10 protein-coding genes are annotated in these 18,555 nt (G+C 47.8%); 2 read left to right on the forward strand and 8 right to left on the reverse strand.

All coding sequences use genetic code 11. The features are described 5' to 3' along the window. Position 1: 1 nt before the first annotated feature. Both AC5JBY_RS11710 and AC5JBY_RS11715 read right to left on the reverse strand, forming a co-directional pair. Complete coding sequence (locus AC5JBY_RS11710) at positions 2-2,014, reverse strand: glycoside hydrolase family 127 protein (RefSeq protein WP_495904775.1); 2,013 nt, start codon at positions 2,012-2,014, stop codon at positions 2-4. Between the two features lie 8 nt (positions 2,015-2,022). Next, positions 2,023-4,434, reverse strand: a complete 2,412-nt coding sequence (locus AC5JBY_RS11715) for an alpha-L-arabinofuranosidase family protein (RefSeq protein WP_495904776.1) — start codon at positions 4,432-4,434, stop codon at positions 2,023-2,025. A gap of 112 nt (positions 4,435-4,546) precedes the next feature. Between AC5JBY_RS11715 and AC5JBY_RS11720 the strand changes: the two genes are divergently transcribed. After that, positions 4,547-5,395 carry an AraC family transcriptional regulator gene (locus tag AC5JBY_RS11720; protein ID WP_495904777.1) on the forward strand — a complete coding sequence of 283 codons (849 nt, stop codon included), beginning with the start codon at positions 4,547-4,549 and terminating at the stop codon, positions 5,393-5,395. An 84-nt stretch (positions 5,396-5,479) separates the two neighbouring features. On the opposite strand, the gene AC5JBY_RS11725 is transcribed toward AC5JBY_RS11720, so the two are convergent. From AC5JBY_RS11725 to AC5JBY_RS11750, 6 genes are all read right to left on the reverse strand, one after another. Then, the gene (locus AC5JBY_RS11725) at positions 5,480-6,616 is read right to left on the reverse strand and encodes a redoxin domain-containing protein (RefSeq protein ID WP_495904778.1); all 1,137 of its coding nucleotides are present in this window, start codon (positions 6,614-6,616) and stop codon (positions 5,480-5,482) included. Between the two features lie 40 nt (positions 6,617-6,656). Next, positions 6,657-7,595, reverse strand: a complete 939-nt coding sequence (locus AC5JBY_RS11730) for a discoidin domain-containing protein (protein ID WP_495904779.1) — start codon at positions 7,593-7,595, stop codon at positions 6,657-6,659. Between the two features lie 16 nt (positions 7,596-7,611). Beyond that, entirely contained in the window at positions 7,612-8,982 is a 1,371-nt protein-coding gene (locus AC5JBY_RS11735) for a RagB/SusD family nutrient uptake outer membrane protein (protein WP_495904780.1), read from the reverse strand. A gap of 11 nt (positions 8,983-8,993) precedes the next feature. After that, positions 8,994-12,548 carry a SusC/RagA family TonB-linked outer membrane protein gene (locus AC5JBY_RS11740; RefSeq protein WP_495904781.1) on the reverse strand — a complete coding sequence of 1,185 codons (3,555 nt, stop codon included), beginning with the start codon at positions 12,546-12,548 and terminating at the stop codon, positions 8,994-8,996. Positions 12,549-12,773: 225 nt separating this feature from the next. Continuing rightward, positions 12,774-14,012 (reverse strand): FecR family protein, encoded by a 1,239-nt coding sequence (locus AC5JBY_RS11745; RefSeq protein WP_495904782.1) that lies wholly within the window; start codon positions 14,010-14,012, stop codon positions 12,774-12,776. Between the two features lie 33 nt (positions 14,013-14,045). Further along, positions 14,046-14,732, reverse strand: a complete 687-nt coding sequence (locus AC5JBY_RS11750) for an RNA polymerase sigma factor (RefSeq protein WP_495904783.1) — start codon at positions 14,730-14,732, stop codon at positions 14,046-14,048. A gap of 512 nt (positions 14,733-15,244) precedes the next feature. On the opposite strand from AC5JBY_RS11750, the gene AC5JBY_RS11755 reads away from it, so the two are divergent. Then, positions 15,245-18,535, forward strand: a complete 3,291-nt coding sequence (locus AC5JBY_RS11755; protein ID WP_495904784.1) for a SusC/RagA family TonB-linked outer membrane protein — start codon at positions 15,245-15,247, stop codon at positions 18,533-18,535. Positions 18,536-18,555 lie beyond the last annotated feature (20 nt).

Consider the following 18,555-nt stretch of genomic DNA (forward strand, 5'->3'; position numbering starts at 1 on the left):
ATCATTTCATCCACACCATATAAGGATATACACCCCGGTTGCCGATGGCGTAGAAGGGTAGTGCCCGGAAAGAGACTGTTTTGTTACCGCTTTGTAGGACACCTGTAATAACGTTTACGCCACCTGCAATGGCCGGCTGGTTCACTACTTGTAAAGAAGTGGTTTCATCAACTTTGTAACTGTTCATATCCGGATTGTCGATGCCTTCTACGGCATACACCAGTGGACCGGCAGCAAGCGCCCGTTTTCCTGCGATGGTTTCCACGGCAGCAGCTGGCGCCACCCATCGCGGTTCAATAGGTAGGTCCAATTCTATCCGGTCGCCTTTTTTCCATGGCCTGTTCAGCGCAATATATCCGTTCACCACATTTACCGGAACAGTCTTTCCGTTTACTTTTATAACAGGTTTACCCTTCACAGTTGACGTGTAGAGATCAAAAGGATTTTCTTTTCCTGTAGCCCAGCCGGGAATACGCATGTGTATAGTAAAAGAAGATGCCTGTTCAGGCGTTACCGTAACCTGCACTTTTCCTTTCCACGGGTATTGTGTTTCCTGCTTCAACAACACTGAATTATGCTGCAATGCTACCCGTGCTTCACTGCCTATGAACAGATTGACATATACATCCTTATCCGTTTGCGCATAGATAAATCCCGGCAGCGCGCCAATCATTTTCAGGAACATGGGCGGGCAGCAAGGACAGCTATGCCATTCCCATCGTTTGTGCTGCGTAGCTACTAAAGGGTTTTCATAATGATAATGCTGTCCGTCCTGTGCCACGCTCGACAGCATGTTGTTGTACAACACGCGCTCCAGTTCATCTACATATTTACCATCGGCCTGTAGCTCGTTCATGCGTTCGCTGAAGAAAGCAGCTCCCAACGATGCACAGGTTTCGAGGTAAGCCGATTCGGGCAGGTAATAATCCTTGCCAAATTTTTCATCTTCAGGAATGGCGCCCTGCCCACCGGTAATAAAGAGCCGGCGACCGATCATGTTATTCCAATACTGGTTGGCTGCATTACTGTAGCGTGGATCATGATTGTGCACAGCCATAGCCGCAACAGCGGTGCCCAGCAAGGTGGCCCGCACGGCATGACCCTCTATGGTTTGTTGTTCAAAGACTGGCTGATGGTCCTGGTTGTAACTTCCATCGCTGTGGCGGTTGGTGCCATCACCATTGGCATAATGGCCACGTTGCTCTATCCAGAACTTGACAAGGCTGTAGTAGTTTTCTTCCTGTACTGGCGCGCTGATGCGTTGCTTCAACGCCGGTTCATTTTTAAACAGCTGATACATTTTAAGCAACGCTTCTTCCGGCCCTGCATGAGCCGGTACAATATTCTTTTTCGGAGCAGGCCCCATGAGGCGACACATATAATTGGTCATTTTCACAGCCGCTTCCAATAGTTTCGTTTTGCCGGTGGCTTTATAATAATGTACACCTGCTTCTATCAACATACCCGCATTGTACACATCGTGTTGCCAGCGGTCATTGCCACCGTTCAGTCCCCATCGTTGACCTGGTTTGTTCAAAGTGGTCCAGGTATTAATATAACCATCAGGGTCTATAGCCTGTGCCGCCACGATGCGATCGATATAAACATCGAGCTTCTTTTCCAACGCTGCATCAGGATGAGCGATCAGTAGATCAGCGGCACCGCGGATGGTTTCATATACCAATCCATCATACCAGGGCGGGCCATCACTGGTGCCGGTGTTTTGTTTTCCCTGTGCCACCAGGTCGAAATTGAGAAAGGCGTTGCGTGTGCGGCCACGTTCTGCTTTTTCTTTGATGAGGTCTTCACGGTCTGGTTGATAATGTCCCTCCAGTTTGTTCAATACATCATATACAGTTTTAGTGTTCCAGATGGCCAGCTTCGGTGACCAGAAAGCATCTTTCACTTTCACCGATTCCAGTTTCAATGGCGTCAAGGTAGCTGATGTTTGCGCCAATGCGCTTCCCATCAACAAAGCATTCACTATAATTAATGATAAGGCAGTTTTAAGCATACAGGTTTTTATCTTTCAAATTGAAGAATGGTATAAGAGTAAGCAGGGAATGTATATAAAGGCTTTTCGCCATTCAGTACTTGTTTCGTTTCGACAGATCTGATCCGCTCAGGTTGTTCAGGCGTATTGATGGCGCGCAGCTCACCCGATAGTGTGGTTGCCTTTACAGCAGGCTTTCTGCCTATAAATCCTTCTATCGTTAATGAGGTAGCTTCGGCTGTTCCGGAAGCGTTGATCACATGCAGCACCAACACCTTTCCATCTTCACTGCGCGTAGCAGTGATGTCCAGTACATGAGTTGCAGAAGCTGCCACCCGCAAAGGCTGATGATGATGTGCGGCCATCTGTTGTGCATAGAAAGGCGGCATGCCCCACACCTGGGAAGGAGTAAAGAAAATTTGCCCCTGGTCCCAGCCATTGTCGTTCTGGCCGAGCGGTTGCAGCGCATTGGCCGCACAGGAAGTAATAACAAACGCACCATGCCGGCGCACGGCGTTGAGCGTGGTAGCATGCCCCAGCGCTCTGGCAAGATTGTGAAGGCCGCCATTCTCTTCGAAGATGGCGCATTGCATGCGCGTGTTGGGGTCCCATTGCAGGAACAGTTCCCGCATGCGGGTAAGAATACTGTCTACTTTAATGCCTGCGCGTGGATCATCGGCATCCGTATGCAAGTCCCAATAATCAGCCTTGCCATTCAGTGCGCGGAAAAGTTTTTCGGAGTTGGGTGAGTTGGGCCGCCACCAAACGGAGTTGATGAATTGGATAGAAGTATCTTTTGCACGCATGGCTGCATGCAGTAGGTTGAATCGTTCTATATAATGATCATACTCTGCAGCAACATCGCCATTGAACAACACTTCTTCATTGCCGATCTCGAAGTATTTCACTTTGTAAGGAGCTGGGTGGCCGTTCTTTGCCCGTTGCTTTCCCCAATAAGTAGTTGTATCACCTTTAAGATATTCCACCATATCTGCCATGTCTTGTGGTGTCTCTTCGATGTTGACGGCGAAGGCAGCTTCAAAACCGGCAGCTTCACAATATTGCAGAAAATCCTCGATGCCAAAGCCATTGGTAGACCAGGGGTACCAGTGTCCGGTATAAGGAGGTCGGCGATCACGTTCACCAATCATTTTCTTCCAGCGATAGCCGGGCGCATTGACCATGGTGCCGCCATAACGCAGGAAGTTGAGCCCCTGCTCCTGCATTGTATGAGCAATGTCGGCACGCAGCGGCAATTCTTTAAATCGGTCTTCACCTGTCGATAGCAGTGTCGCCTGATCGGCCCGGAGCTTTCCTCCCTTGGAAAGATAAAATACAAAACGGGCTTTGGGATCAGTAGCAGTTGACGTAAGACGGAAACTATATTTCTCCCATTGTTGCGTAATGCCATTGAGTTGTTGAGAAGCATAGACCTTACTGCCATCGGCGCTTTGCAATGCCACGGTAACCGGCCCTTGCAATCCTTCACCTTTCAGCCAGATGCTGCCTGCCAGTTGTTGTTGCCGGCGTACCGCAATGCCCCAGCGGTTGAGGCCGCTGTTGGCAACACCAATAATACCAGCGCTGCCATCGTGTACAATGACCTGCGCCTGCCTGCCATTGAAAGCAGCGCTTGTATCAAGTGCAAAGCCACCGGCTTTTGTGGTATTGATGCCGGTCCACATACTACTGACATTTTGCACCGGTGTAGGTATAAAACCGGGTGTCAACTGCTGTTGCCCCTGCCGGATGAGTATGTGTTGAAAAGAAGCAGCAGTATTGTAAGTACGCAACGCTGTTTTGCCGGCAGGTAACGGATCGTTGGTATCAGTATAATCCAGTACGGCAACATTGTTGAGCCATATCTGCAGGCGTGCACTTGTAGTAGTTACTTTCAGCGTATTCCATTCCGACGGCACAAAACTGACCTTGGTTTCTTTCAGCAAAGCCCAGTTGTTCCGGTGTTTGCCCAATACCAGCACCTGCCTGTTGGGATCGAGGCTGATCTCATATCCCCAAAAGTTATCGGTGCCGGTGCGTTCATGATTGACATGCGTAAGCAGACCGGCATTTGTTTGGGAAGCACCAAAGCTGATCTGCACCTGTATGGTAGCTGCTGGCGCAAGCGCTTTTTCAAACACCAGTTTGTAGCCCGGTCCGGCATTTACTTGTACACCCTTGCCTGCCGGCTGCCATTGGCCGCCAAGTACTTTCCACCCGGCAAAAGAAGCACTGGTCCGGGGTTCTTCGAAGCTTTCACCATATAGGCGTTGATCATATAAGCCACCATAAATTTCATGATTAACATCTTCTATACAGGCTCCATACAGCTTTTCGGGAATACGGTTGAGCACCCGCGAAGCATCGATAGTGATGGAAGATTGACGGGCCTGAACAAGCAACGGCAGTAGCACGATGGGCAAAAGGATACGTAAGGTCATATGATAGATTGGGCAGCAAGTATGCAAACTATGTGTTATTTTGTCAAAAATGAGCCATTAATCCAGTAACTTCTGGCACCAGTTTGCCCATTTCTTGTACAAATTTGACTATATGAAGATTTTCGAGGAAAAGATCATTGCCGGCGACAGGTTGTTTGTGGTGAAGGAAGAAACCTTTCCTTACAATGACTTCCCCCTGCATATCCATCCGGAATATGAGCTGATCCTCGTCATGAAAAGCAGCGGCAAGCGCTACGTGGGCGACCACATCGCCAACTTTTTTGCAGGCGATCTTTGCCTTTTCGGTCCACAGCTGCCACATACATTTTATAATAAGCATTTACCCGGCGACCGGGAGGTGCACCAGGTCGTTATCCAGTTCAGTGAAGATTGCCTGGGCGAAGGTTTTTTCGATAAGCGACCCTTCAAACGCATCAAGTTGATGTTGGAGCGTTCGCTGCACGGCATGGCTTTCAGTGGCGCCGTTCGTGAAGAGGCCGCAGGTATCATGAAAGCGATGGCGAATGCCGATGAAGTAGAAGCGACGGCGTCTTTACTCAGCTTGCTGAACCTGTTGTCGAGGTCCGATGATTACGAATTATTATCCATGCAGGAGAAGCCGGCAGCGAGCATTCAAAAAGATACAGAGCGTATGAACCGCATATATCATTACCTGCTCGATCATTTCAAAAGAGAGATCGGTCTCGATGAGATAGCAGCAGTGGCCCATCTCTCCCCATCAGCCTTTTGCCGCTACTTCCGGAAGCACACCCGTAAAACATTATCGGAGTTTGTGAACGAGCTGCGCATCAGCTATGCCTGCCGTTTGTTGCAACAACGCGAAATGAGTGTGTTACAAATATGTTTTGAATGTGGCTTCAACAATATTTCTTACTTCAACCGCCAATTCAGGCAGCAGATGGGTGTCTCTCCATTGGTATATCAGCGGCGGGGACATTAAGTACATATATGACCGGTATACAGAGAAATGCCCCCAAAAGTATTGAACCTTTGGAGGCATTTCATCACTGTTGACACACGCTTTCTATAGGGAGAATAATTCTGCCAGTTTTTTCTCCAGGTCCGGACCACGAAGATTTCGCGCGATTATTTTGCCACTGGGATCTACCAGGAAGTTGGTGGGAATAGCACTAACCCCGTACATAACAGCAGCCTTGCTTTTAAACCCATTCAGTTCGGAAACCTGCGTCCAGGGCAAATCATCTTTTTTGACAGCGCCGAGCCACGCCCTTCTGCCATCCTCCTCGTCAAGAGAAACACCCAGTATGGTGAACTTTTTGTCCTTATACTTTTTATACGCTGCCAGCAGGTTAGGATTTTCAGCACGGCAGGGCTTACACCACGAAGCCCAGAAGTCTACGAGTACATATTGTCCGCGGAAATCAGAAAGCTTGACAGGCTTACCGGTAGTGTCATTTTGCGTAAAGTCCATGGCCATGACACCTGTCATGGTCTTCCTGGCCGTCTCGATAACGTCTACTACTTTTTTCCCGGCGTAAGACGCACGCAAGTCAGGAGATAACTTTGCAAACTTGAATGCTGCCGTATCCGGATTGAAGTTATAAGCGAGTTCCACTTCTTGAAAAGTGACGAGGGAAATATAAGAATTGGGGTGTGCAGCAATGAAAGCACGGTTCACACTGTCATACCCTGCCTGCGTGGTAGCCATTACTTTTCTGACAGACTTCAGGTATACACTGTCTTTGCGTTCTTCTGGTGTCTTGGCATTGTAAACAGCCATGAGCTCTTTGGCACTATCGCGGTAAGGTTTCTGCAATACTCTGAGCGCCTTGTCATCATCATATGCTGTAGAGCCCTTGACAATGCCGTGTTGCACGGAGTCTTTGGCGGTAACGGTAATATTGGAGTTTTCAATATAAAAATACAGCGCATCGACACGGCCGTTCTTTGCCCTGGTAACGGTATCATGCTTCAGGGAAATGACAGCCATGGTAGGTCCGTCGAGTTTGCCGGTGAAAGTGAAGCTTCCCTTACGCATTACAACAGAGTCCTTCACGTTTTGACCATCCTTGTTGTAGCTGAGATAAGCGATGGCGGGTGCGTCGACCGACCCGATTTTGCCATTGATGGTAAAGCCATTTTGGGCCAATAAAGATACAGGGAGGCAGCAGGCCACTGCCAGGATAATGTTCTTTGTCATCTTTTATTTCGTTATGTTATTTAATAAATGGGAAAAATGTTTAGGGTACGAGTGATATGCCACTGATAAATACCGCGTCATAAGCAGCATTGTATTTAACAACAGCCAGTGATGTGAAACGTAGGTATTTCGCAGTAGTTTGCCCAATATCGATGGTCTGCATATTGTTGATGATATTGCCGGCAAACGTTCCTTTGTCAATCCAGTTGGTTCCATCCATACTCGTTTCTATTTTGATAGAAGTAGGATAGCCCCCCAGGGTAGGGTACCTCAACGCTGTTGGCAGGTAATAATTGAGCGCAGTAAAAATGACCTCCCTGTTGAAGTTGATAGATACCCACTGCGGCATATTTTGCTGAATATTGCTGGCCCAGAATGTAGTAGTATTATTGTCGTCCAGCAAAGTAGTAGCAGCTGAAGTGCCATTTACAGAAGAGAAGCCGGCAATGGTCCACCCCGTTTTATTGATGAACAATGGTTTGCCGGTCTTGAACACAAAATATACTACCCGGTTGCTGGCAGTACCATCCACCTTTCCATCCACAGATTGGATCACCAGTGGCAGCACGTATGTTGTATACTCTTTGAGTTTGGTCTGTTGCCCGATGTTGATAATGGCAGAATCGGATAACGTAGCGCCGGCGGAAATACGCGCCATTGACCTGTAAAACAAATAAGAAGTAACAGGCAATAAAGAAGCATTACCATATTGCGCGCGGAATGCAAGTAGTTTGTTCGTATCGACACTGAAGCCTATCCAATGATCGTGAGAAGCGGCGTCGCCGGATAAGGCTGCCCGTAAACCCAGTGTAATGGTCGAATCCTTCAATATAGAAAGAGGCATTTCAACAGTATCCTTTCCGGCAGCAAGTTGAAACGATATACTGTTCTCAGGTAATGCAGGCGGTGCATCATCTTTACTACAGGCAGTTAATGCCTGGATAAAACAATAAAATAGTCCAATATAAATAGTACGCATGGAGAAGAATTTAGTGTTATGGATTCTGTTGCATATCCGGGTGAAAACTGATAACCTGCACCGGTATTTGCAAAGTGTAACGATCACTGTGCGGTGGCAAAGTAGCAATCACGCTTCCCTGCGCATTATACCTGCGCACGGTATCCATCCTGTTTTCTTTGTCCAAACGGCGCATGTCGAACCAGCGTAGCCCGCAGAAACCCAGCTCGTGATTCCTTTCCGTAAAAACTTCCTGCAGCACTTCTTCTCGGACACCGGATTGATAACGTACATAACTGGCAGTTGCAAACCTGTTCTTGCGCACTTCATCCAGTTGTTCCAGCGCAAGAGATAGATTATTGCCGCGTGCTGCACATTCAGCTACGATCAACTTCATTTCCTGTACGGAAGTGCCCGTGTTGGTATAATACAAGATCGGATTGATAGCCGGGGGAAAGTAAAGCGTAGCACCCCGGGTAGTGAATTTATAACTGTCGGTACTGTAATACAGCTTTCTCACACGAAGATCATTGCTGGCAAAAGAACGCATAAAGTCCAACGTAGCAGCTGTCTGTCCAAGCACCATTCTGCCATAGATTACATCGGGATGCGTGCCCAATAAATTGGTAGAAGGAAGCGTACCATTGAAGTCGATCATCGTTGCCTTGCCATGCACCAAAGCAAGAGCCGCATACTTTTGTGCATCTGCATAATTACGGGCATAAAAGTATACCCTGGCCAGTACGCTATAACCAGCGGCAACAGAACCGCGAAAGCGGTTGGCGCTGTTATCAGCCGGCAGGTCGGGAATAGCTGCATTCAGATCGTCGATGATCCGCTTGTAGATTTCCGATATGGTGCTGCGGCCGGGTACCTCCTGCGTCACATCATTGGAGATAACAAAAGGAACTGCCAGGTCCTGATTGGCGGTAGTTGAGTCATATGGTTTACCATATTCATTGACTAGGTAGAAGTATTCCAGCGCACGACCCAGCAAAGCTTCAGCTTTAAGACCACGTTTCTGAGTAACGGTACCGGCCGTAGCATTATCGATCCCTGCCAGTACGGTATTGAACAAATTGATTTTTGCATAATGTTCACCCCAGAATGTAGGAGCAGCACCAAGATCGGTAGAGAATTGTGGCGCCCATGTATAGATCAGTTCGGAGAGCTGTGTGGGAGGAACAGGAATATTGGGTGCATCAGCATTATCGCTGAGGAAGTTGGCCCAGCAAAAAGGTTGCCCATAACCCAATATAAGCGTTTCGTCATTCAGCCATTGGTCATAATCGGCCACGGTGGACAATAACTTTTTTCCTTTGGGCGTAACGTCCAGGTATTTGTCGCATCCGGTGAAAAGGACACCACAAACGAGCAACCCGATGAAAGAATATTGATGAAGTTTCACTTGCGTACAATTTAAAAGTTGGTAAAAATGCCGATGGTGTAAGTAGGCGTCAGATACGATTTCTGATAACTGTTGGTAGCCATACTATAGTTGTATTTGTTGAGCCCAACGGTCCATACATTAGAAGCCTGGCACTTCACTTCAAAATGCGTAAAACCAGCTTTTTTAATAAATGGTGTGTTATCAAGACTATAAGAAACAGTCACGTCAGCCAGCGTGATGTAATCACCATTCACCACATACTTGTCGGCAAAGTTGTAAGGATTCACGGCGTTGTAATTATTATAACCAGCCAGCGCCATCACATCCGTAGTCAGCTCATCACCTTTGGCCCTCCAGTAATTGCCGGCCCCTTCCAGTGGTCTCGACGCAGCGGGATTGGGCCGTGGTACCCTCACCTTAAATCCACCATAATAGTTGACCATGCAGAAGAAATAGAAATTACCGATATCGACGCGGTTGCTCAATCCTGCATTGATGGTAGGAATGGAAGAACCCATATAGCGGGTAAGACCGGAAGTATCACTTTTCATGGCAATAGCGCCGGGAGTAGTAGAGCCGGTTTTATCGGTATGATAAACCTGTCCTTTCGAATTGTATACAAGAGGATGGCCGGTACTATCGAGCCCGCGATAATTGAAAGCAAACAGAGCGCCGACAGGAAAGTCCTTTACATAACCCAGTTCATTCAACGTTTGCGGATTGAAATCACCTTTACGGTATACTTCCAGCACCTTGCTGGTGTTGCGGGCAACTACAAGCCCTGTATTCCAGTTCAGTTTGGCCGTGGCTATCCAGTCCGCATGCAGGCCGATCTCTATACCACGATTATTGATAGTAGCCCTGTTGACCAGCGAAGGACTAACGCCGATGGTGGGATCGATTTGTGCATTACCCAGCAAGTCCGTACTTCTTTTCTGATAAAAGTCGACCGTGCCGGAGATATGCTTGAAAATATGATAATCCAGACCAATGTTTAAGTTCTTCGTTTGTTCCCAGCGCAGGCTGCTGTTGGCATAAGAGAACAGGCGCAAAGAAGGGCTGGCAGGTGAAGTATAGGGGTTCATACCTGCCTGGGCAATAACCTGCGGAAGAGACATTTTAGCTACGTTGCCATTGAAACCATAGGCCAAACGCAACTTAAGCAGTTTGATCCAGTCGATATCCTGTACAAAACTTTCTTTATGGATGTTCCAGGCAGCGCCAACCGACCAGAGCGGCTTGTATTTATACTTTGGATTGGTGCCAAACAGATTCGATTGATCGATGCGTACACTACCAGTAAGCGAATAGATATTTTTAAACGAATACACGATGTTAGAGTAGCCGGATAAAAATCTATCCTCCGCATACAACTGCGTGAAGTAATTGGTAAAAGCATTCGCAAACGGCTGAGAGAGTCCGAAAGAACCCCTGATGGCAGAAGTGTTGATAGAGGCGAAATCAACAGGCTGATGCAACAAGGTCTCATCGTTGTAACCAAAGTAAGAAGCGAAGTTGGCATTGGTGATCACATTCCTGATCTCGGCACCCAGTATGGCATTGATAGAATGTGCACCAGCGATCCGCTTGTTGTAGTTCAACTGCGCCCGGCCTGTATAACTGGAGATATTGTCACTTTCCTGGCGCAGGTAGCCACCCCGGGGAACATTATACTTGAGCGTTCCATCGGTATTGATAGTTACATAACTGTTCACATTGCGCCGGGCAACGGAGGAGTTCTCAGAAGCAAGATAGCGTGTCTCCAAACGTGATGTTTCATAAATGCCGCCAAAAGAAAGGTCGAACCCGCCACCAATGATAAAATTAAAGTTGCCGGTGAATCGGTTGTTCACGGTCCGGTTTTTTTCTTTGATCTCGTTTAGGTCTACCAGCGGATAATAGAGCATGTTGTACAGGCCCTGAGACATGAGCACGGTATTATAGTAAGGCGAAATACTATTGCTGATAACAGGCACTGCATTTCCGTTCACATCCTGAAACCGTTCGTAAGGCGAGGTAGAAGTGGGGCCTGGCACTGGCGTCCAGTTGGAGCGTTGCTCCTGGTAGTCAGTGGTCAGTTCCAAAGAAAGCCTCTTTGAAAATTTCAACGTGCTACGGGCGGAAAGTAAGGTCCTGTTGTTGTCGTTCCTTACCGAGTTGCTATTATTGCGTGTATGATTAGCCGTGATATAATACAGCGCGTTGCCGCTGCCACCCGATACATTTAGATTGTAAGATTGAGTGAGGGCCGACCGGAGGAACAGGCGGCTGTAGTCGTCGATGTTGTCATAGTTTTCCAGATCGGCAAAAGATTGGGCAGTTTGTTCGGGCGTGATCATCTTGGCGGCCGATTGGGCAAGTATATAATATACGGGATTGCGCGCTACGGTGCCGGCGCTGGCAGTTGCCAGTTGCCCCCAGGTAGCATCGTTGATGCTGCTGCCATAAAGCGTTTTATAATAGTTGCTAACGATAGAAGACGCATTATCGGCCCATCGGTAGCGGCTATAGTTTTCTTTCGGCGTGATGCCGGTAGTAGCCCGGAAAGCAAATTTGGGTTGACCCTGCGAGGCTTGTTTTCTTTCTATCACGATCACGCCGTTCGATGCACGTACCCCATATACAGTAGCGGCAGCGGCATCTTTCAGAATAGTAACCGATTTGATCTCGTTGGGATCGATCATGTCGAGCGTGAGCTCGGTAGGATAGCCATCCACAACGATCAGGGGATTTTGATTGGCAGACATGGTGCTGATGCCACGGATGTTGAATAATGGCCTGCTGGAAGAGCCGTTGGGCGTGATGCTTGTAAAAGATACATTGTTGTTGATCATCAGGCCGGGTAGCCTGTTTACCAATCCATCAAGAAAATTGGTACTGACCCGCGACTCATACTCTTTCGTACTGATCTGCGAAACGGCGCCGGTACTTTGTTCCGGACGGATACGCTGATAGCCGGTGTTGACAGGCGTAACGACAATTTCATCGAGCTCGGCCGCTTTCATTTTCAACGTTATGTTGAACTCCGTTTGATTACCTGCTGTAACAGTGACCGGTTGATAGCCCACGAAAGAAAAAGTGAGCCTGTCCCCTTTGGCCGCAATGATCTCGAAGTTGCCTTTACTGTCGGTAGTAGTGGCCGCATAAGTACCCCTGCCCGGTGAAACCACGGAAATAGTAACGCCGGCAATAGGTTTGCCCAAAGAGTCGGTCACGCGCCCTGTGATCGGTGGGGGAGGAGCAACCGGTTGAATTTCATAAGCAGGTTTCCTGCCCGGCAGTCCCGGTGTCACAACCGTGGTAATATTGATAGTCTTGCTTTCGATGGAATAGCGGAAAGGTTGGCGGGCAAAAACTTCTTCGAGGAACTGTAACAAAGGTTTATCCTTTGCCTGGATCGTCACTGGCTTTGCGACCGATAAAGCATTTTCCGGATAAAGAAATACATAACCGGTCTGCCGCTCTACAATTGATATTACCGTTTCAAGAGACACATTCCTTCCTGAAAAAGTGACACTTTGCGATAGACCTTTGGCGCTCACAGATAAACACGCCGCTAAAAGGAAAAAGATCGTTAGCCTCATAACTAACAAAGTTTTGGTGATGCGACAGTTGCTCCCACGAGCCGGCCATCTGCAATGAGCAGTTTTTAGCATACTTTTGTTGCTGTTTGGGTGATGAAAAAGCAGTCCGCGAAGACTTGTTGTTACATTATCCAGCTATACAGCCAGTGATGTTCGTAGCATTACTGGCTTTTTTGTTGGATAAATAGTTTGTCTATCTCTATATAAGCATTGATTAGTTTAATCTCATTTAATAACCAGGGTTCGTCCATCCAGTTGAGCCTCCACACCATAATCATGCAGAAAGCGAATGAGCCCTGATAATTTCACTGCCCTGTCCATTTTACCTTTGAACCTGATATCCGGTACAGCACCTTCATACCGCACATCTACATCATACCATCTCTCCACTTCCTTCATAAGCGTTTGAAAGTTGGCGCCGGTGAAATCGAAAATGCCATTCTTCCAGGCCAGCACCTGCGCCATATTTACGTTGTCCGCTATCGAAACCGAAGAACCGTTGTTGCCGGGCGTTTTGCCTGCTTCCGTATCCTGGATAGCCTGCTGTCCGGGCGATAACACTACACCGCCGGTACCCGTTTGTGTGTTGGAAGCCTTGCCAACAGCGCGGAGTTTACCCGTAACCAACGTTGTTTTGATAGTGCCGTGATCCTTATAAGCGTTGATGTTGAACTCCGTACCCAATACTTCCACGGCGCCTTCACCATTGATATCAACAAAGAAAGGCTTCGCCTTATCCTTTACCACTTCAAAATAGGCTTCGCCGGTCATGGTGATACGCCTGGAGTTGCCTGCAAAAACAGTAGGATATGTCACAGAGCTGGCTGTGTTCAGCCAAACCCTTGTCCCGTCCGGTAAGGTCAGTCGGTATTGTCCACCTTTAGGCGTCCGCATGGTATTCATCAGCACGGCATTATCCGCCGAACCCTTCTTTTCGTAGCGGATCTCTCCATCCGGTGTTTTAACCACGGATGAATTGCCCTGTTCTGCAATGGTCCCGCCGCCAGTGCTGCTGTCAAGTGAGATGACGGAGCCATCACCCAATATGAGCGTGGCCTTCTGACCGGCAGCTGCGATCTCTGTCGTTGCAGGCGTGTTACCCACTTCCCCTGATCCTGTTTTTCGCAAGGTGGTCCATAACAAAAGCCCCGCACTTAGCACAATAAACAAGACAGCCGCATAGCGCAACCAGGAACGACGGAGTAAAAAGACACGCTTGTGCTCCACTGCGGGTTCGGCCACATGTATAGTGGGCGGCTGAACCAATGCAGCCTGAGCCGCCGCCTCTTCAAACTCCCGGAGATGCGTTTGCCAGGCGCCAGGTTGAAGTAGGCTATCATACAACTGCGCATTTTCAACAGAAAGGGCGCGCCATTCCTGCAGGGCAAGCAATTCTTCCGGTGTCAATTCACCACCGGCCTGTTTCAGCAACAGGTGTGCTATATAAGTTTCTGAATAAGGCATAATATATAATACGGTATATAGTATTACCGCCGGCTACCCCTTTCGTGCCAAAACAGTCAATATTTTTTTTAGGAGAGCCAGGTCGGCGCTAAAAATGTAAGTCAGTAGGAAAAGGAGGAAAGACCTTTTGCGTATCCAGGTGCGAAGCATTTCGATAGCCCGGCGCTTTTGGCTCCTGACGGTGGCAGGGTTCATGCCCAGCATGACAGCGATTTCCCGGGGATTTTTGCCCTCATAATAAGAAAGCTCGAAGATCTGGCGGTAATCAGGTGCCAGTTGAGCAATAGCATCAGCCAGTAACTGGCCCATCTCAGCCTCCACGATCCGGTGGCTGATAAGCTCGTTGCCCGCTGAAATTTCTTCCGGTGCAGGAAGTTTATGAAGATAAGATTGTTGCCGGTCCCGGGCGTCTAAGGTTTTAAGCGCCTGATTTCTTACGGCAAAATAGAGGAAGTTCTTAAGGTGTTCGTTGGATTGAAGCTGAGCCCGGCCATTCCACAGATGCAGAAAAGCCTCCGCCACCACATCTTTTACCTCTTCCCATTCCAGCCGGAATCGTTTCGCATAATAAAAAAGCCGCGCTTTGAACAAGTCGTGCGCTTGCCTGAAGGCTTGCTCATCTCCGGTGGCAATGCGATTATAAAGATCTTCAGACGGCACGGGAGAGTCTACATGTAATTGCTGATCATTCAATGCGCAGGTAATTCGCTTTTGCTGCAAATTAAAACAAAACGGTTTGATAACTGCTTAAATCCATCAAACACAACTACAGTAGAAATAAACAAGATCAGTGGTATGTAATGGGGCATTATTCTGCCAATCGTAGCTTTCGAAGTACCCATTTTATGAGTGAATTAACGCAAGTGATTGAATATCAATTATTCTTTTTAGTGGTGTAGAGGTTTTGACGTACCCCTGATTTTGGCTATCTCTCATACTAATGCAAAATTGCATAACGTTTAATTGCCCATCGGCTGCTTAGAATGCTTATGAGTTTTTTACAGCTGTTACTCAACAGCTGTGATGCCTTGCAATGCATTTCAGCGCCAGTATCATTATTTTTTAACACTTGCTAAATCGCTAACGAAATGCTTGTAATCTACACAAACTTATTCCGGAGCACCTCCGGCCTCCTTCATAGGACTATTCTTTCTACACACGATTTTACGGTTTAACGCGAAGCCTTACAGTAAGAATTTCATTTATCACCAAAACAACCCCCAATGCGCTTTATGAACAAAAGACAACTTTTGTGCCGGCTGCTACTATTGCTTCTGGCGATTGTCGTTCAACAGGAAAGTATTGCTCAAACAAGAAAAATCAGCGGCTCCGTTAAAGATGAGCAGGGAGCTCCTGTTGCCGATGCTTCCGTATTGATCGGAAACACTACCATTGGAACAACTACAGATTCCAGGGGGAGTTTCTCATTAACCGTTGATGCTTCCCATAAGATATTAATAATAACCAATCTGGGCTTTGCGGCACAGCAAATAACGATAGGCAACAAATCTGTCTTTTCAGTTACCCTTCAAAAAAGCGATGTGGATAACATGACAGACGTGATCGTGGTGGCCTATGGTCAGCAGAAGAAGGCTTCCGTAACCGCTGCCATCAGTACGATCAGCGCGAAGGAAATTGTACAGTCTCCTGTTGCCAATATCAGTAACTCGCTGGCTGGCCGTTTACCAGGTTTGACCTCCTTACAAGGCACTGGTAAACCAGGTTCAGATGCTTCTACCCTGTACATCCGGGGTATTGGTACGTACGGCACCAACACGGCGCCCCTTATCATGATCGATGGTATCGTTCGTGATACCTACAACGATATCGACCCCAACGAAGTGGAGACCATCAGTATCCTAAAAGACGCCTCTGCTACGGCGGTGTTTGGGGTACGTGGCGCCAACGGGGTGATCCTCATCACTACCAAACGTGGTAAAGAAGGTACGCCCAAGATCAGTGCTACAGTTCAAAGCGCCTTCAACCAGTTTACCAGACTGCCTAACTATGTAAACTCGCATCAATACGCCACCCTGCGTAATGAGCAGATCTTTGAAACCTACTGGCAGCAACATGCCAACGATCCCGATGTAGTAGGGTTGGCCAATGGCTGGGCAACATTCGTGCAGAAAAGACAAACAGGCTACGTACCACAGTACTCCGATGAAGACCTGAAATACTTTCAGAATGCCCATACGCCTAAACTGGCCGATGGTTCTGTCAATCCTTATTATGATCCTTATTTCCATCCAGACCAGGATTGGCAGGAGCAGATCTATAAAAACTTTGCACCTCAAACCCAGGCCAACGTCAACGTTACGGGTGGCACCAAAGGGTTGAAGTACTTCATCTCAGCTGGTTACTTATCGCAAAGAGGTTTGTTCAAAACCGATTACATGCCTTTCTCCAAAGAGATGGACTACAGAAAAGATCGCTATAACCTGAGAGGCAACTTCGACTTCCAGGTAAACGATAACCTTAAAGTGTCTGTAGATATTGGTACCCAGTTCGTACAGGTATCCGGTATGAACAACGATGGATACAACTATGAGAAGAACCTGATGTGGACCAACCCCATGGGCTCTCCCGGTTACATCGATGGTAAGTTTGTATTTATCTGGCAGCGCACCGCCGAGCAGTTCAACCCATTGTACAGCCTGGCTATGCGCAATGCATATAATATTAATAATAACAGTACGCTCAACTCTGCGCTCAACATTATTCATAAGCTCGATTTCGTTACAAAAGGCCTTACGTTCAACGTAAAAGGTTCTTACGACAGCTATTTCTCCAACACCGCTGGTGGTCAGTCGTACCCGGTAATGTATGCCGCGCGTGAGAATCCCAATGGAGATAAGCTCAACCCGATCCTCGTGCAGCTCAACAATGAAGCCCCTTCTCAACGTTGGGCCAACTGGAATTCCGGTAAGTGGCGTACCTGGTATGCAGAAGCCGCACTCAACTACAACCGCACCTTTGGCGATCATGCCTTCACAGCACTGGCCATGGGCAACCTCAGTAAGCGATTTGATCCAGGCTACCAGTTTAGCCTTCCCCACGCTTACCAAAGTCTTGTAGGTCGTGCTACATACGCTTATAAAGGAAGATACCTTGCCGAGTTTAACGTAGGTTACAACGGCTCTGAGAACTTCCCGGAAGGGATGCGCTTTGCATGGTTCCCCGCATGGTCATTGGGCTGGATAGCCAGCAAAGAAGATTTCTGGCCAGAGAATGATGTTGTTACTTTCCTGAAAATAAGAGGATCGATTGGTAAAGTAGGTAATGATGTGATCGGCAACGCCCGCTTCCTGTATTTGCCCGACGTGTGGGCTTATAGCGGCGCCGTAATGCAGGGTTATTATTTTGGTCAGTACGGCTCCAACCGTACGAATGTGCGGGCAGCTTATGAAAGCAGGTTGGGCAACAGCATGGTAACCTGGGAAACCGCCCAGAAAGCCAACCTGGCTGTCGTGGCTAATTTCTGGAAAGATAAGATCACGGCAGAGTTCGACATATGGAATGAAGACAGGTCAGGTATCTTCAGCAGAAAAGGAACAGTACCTGGTATCGTGGCGGCTGATCTGCCCTTCTATAACTTAGGTAAAGTAAGGAACTGGGGTACTGAACTGGACCTTACTTTCCGCGATAAGATCGGCAAGAACTTTAACTTCTGGGTAAAGGCCAATTATGGCGCCAACCAGAACAAAGTTGTCTTCCAGGATGAAGCCATCCTCACAGGACTGGAATACCAGGCCCAAACCGGTAAGCCGATCAGGCAGGGCAACTTTTTACAAGCAGATGGACTCTACACTTCCTGGGCTCAATTGTATGAAGTAGATGCCAACAACAATCCTATTTTATCTAAACCAGTACTGGCCCAGGGTGCTGATGGTAAGGCTTATAAAAATGCCGGTGGTCAGGATGTTTATCAAAAAGACCTCACCTTCAACGGTGTGCCTTTGCAACCCGGTGATATTAAGTTAAAAGATATCAACTACGATGGCGTGATCGATAACAGGGATTACCAAAGATCCGGTTACACCGCTATTCCAAGATTGACCTACGGTATATCAGCAGGCTTCAGCTACAAAGGATTTGATATGTCGGTATTGTTCCAGGGAGCTTCAGGCGTATCGGCCAATCCTATGCCCGCTACCAACCTGCACTTCAACGGTACCACCGAAGCATTGTTTGAAGTAGACTGGACGCGCTTCACGCCCGAGCGTTATGCTGCCGGTGAAGATATCAACTTCCCCATTGCCGCCTACAATCGCCAGGCATATGCAAATACCTTCTTCAACCTGAATACCTCTTACGTGCGTTTAAAGAACGTGGAAGTAGGGTATACTTTCCAACGCGGTATCCTCGGCAAGATCGGCGCCAGCAGCGTTCGCGTGTATGCCAACGGATTCAACCTGTATACCTGGAACAAGAACAAGATTTGGGGCGATCCCGAGAACATGGGCTTCATGGGATATCCGCTTACCCGCACGTTCAATGCCGGTATCAATGTTGGATTTTAATTGCTGAACAGAAAAAAGAA

The sequence above is a fragment of the Paraflavitalea sp. genome (genome assembly GCF_059502485.1).

Excerpts from the sequence above, each read along its gene's own strand:
- AC5JBY_RS11710 (WP_495904775.1), bottom strand. The coding sequence starts at position 2,014 with ATGCTTAAAACTGCCTTATCATTAATTATAGTGAATGCTTTGTTGATG.
- AC5JBY_RS11725 (WP_495904778.1), bottom strand. The coding sequence starts at position 6,616 with ATGACAAAGAACATTATCCTGGCAGTGGCCTGCTGCCTCCCTGTATCT.
- AC5JBY_RS11715 (WP_495904776.1), bottom strand. The coding sequence starts at position 4,434 with ATGACCTTACGTATCCTTTTGCCCATCGTGCTACTGCCGTTGCTTGTT.
- AC5JBY_RS11720 (WP_495904777.1), top strand. The coding sequence starts at position 4,547 with ATGAAGATTTTCGAGGAAAAGATCATTGCCGGCGACAGGTTGTTTGTG.
- AC5JBY_RS11730 (WP_495904779.1), bottom strand. The coding sequence starts at position 7,595 with ATGCGTACTATTTATATTGGACTATTTTATTGTTTTATCCAGGCATTA.
- AC5JBY_RS11755 (WP_495904784.1), top strand. The coding sequence starts at position 15,245 with ATGAACAAAAGACAACTTTTGTGCCGGCTGCTACTATTGCTTCTGGCG.
- AC5JBY_RS11745 (WP_495904782.1), bottom strand. The coding sequence starts at position 14,012 with ATGCCTTATTCAGAAACTTATATAGCACACCTGTTGCTGAAACAGGCC.
- AC5JBY_RS11740 (WP_495904781.1), bottom strand. The coding sequence starts at position 12,548 with ATGAGGCTAACGATCTTTTTCCTTTTAGCGGCGTGTTTATCTGTGAGC.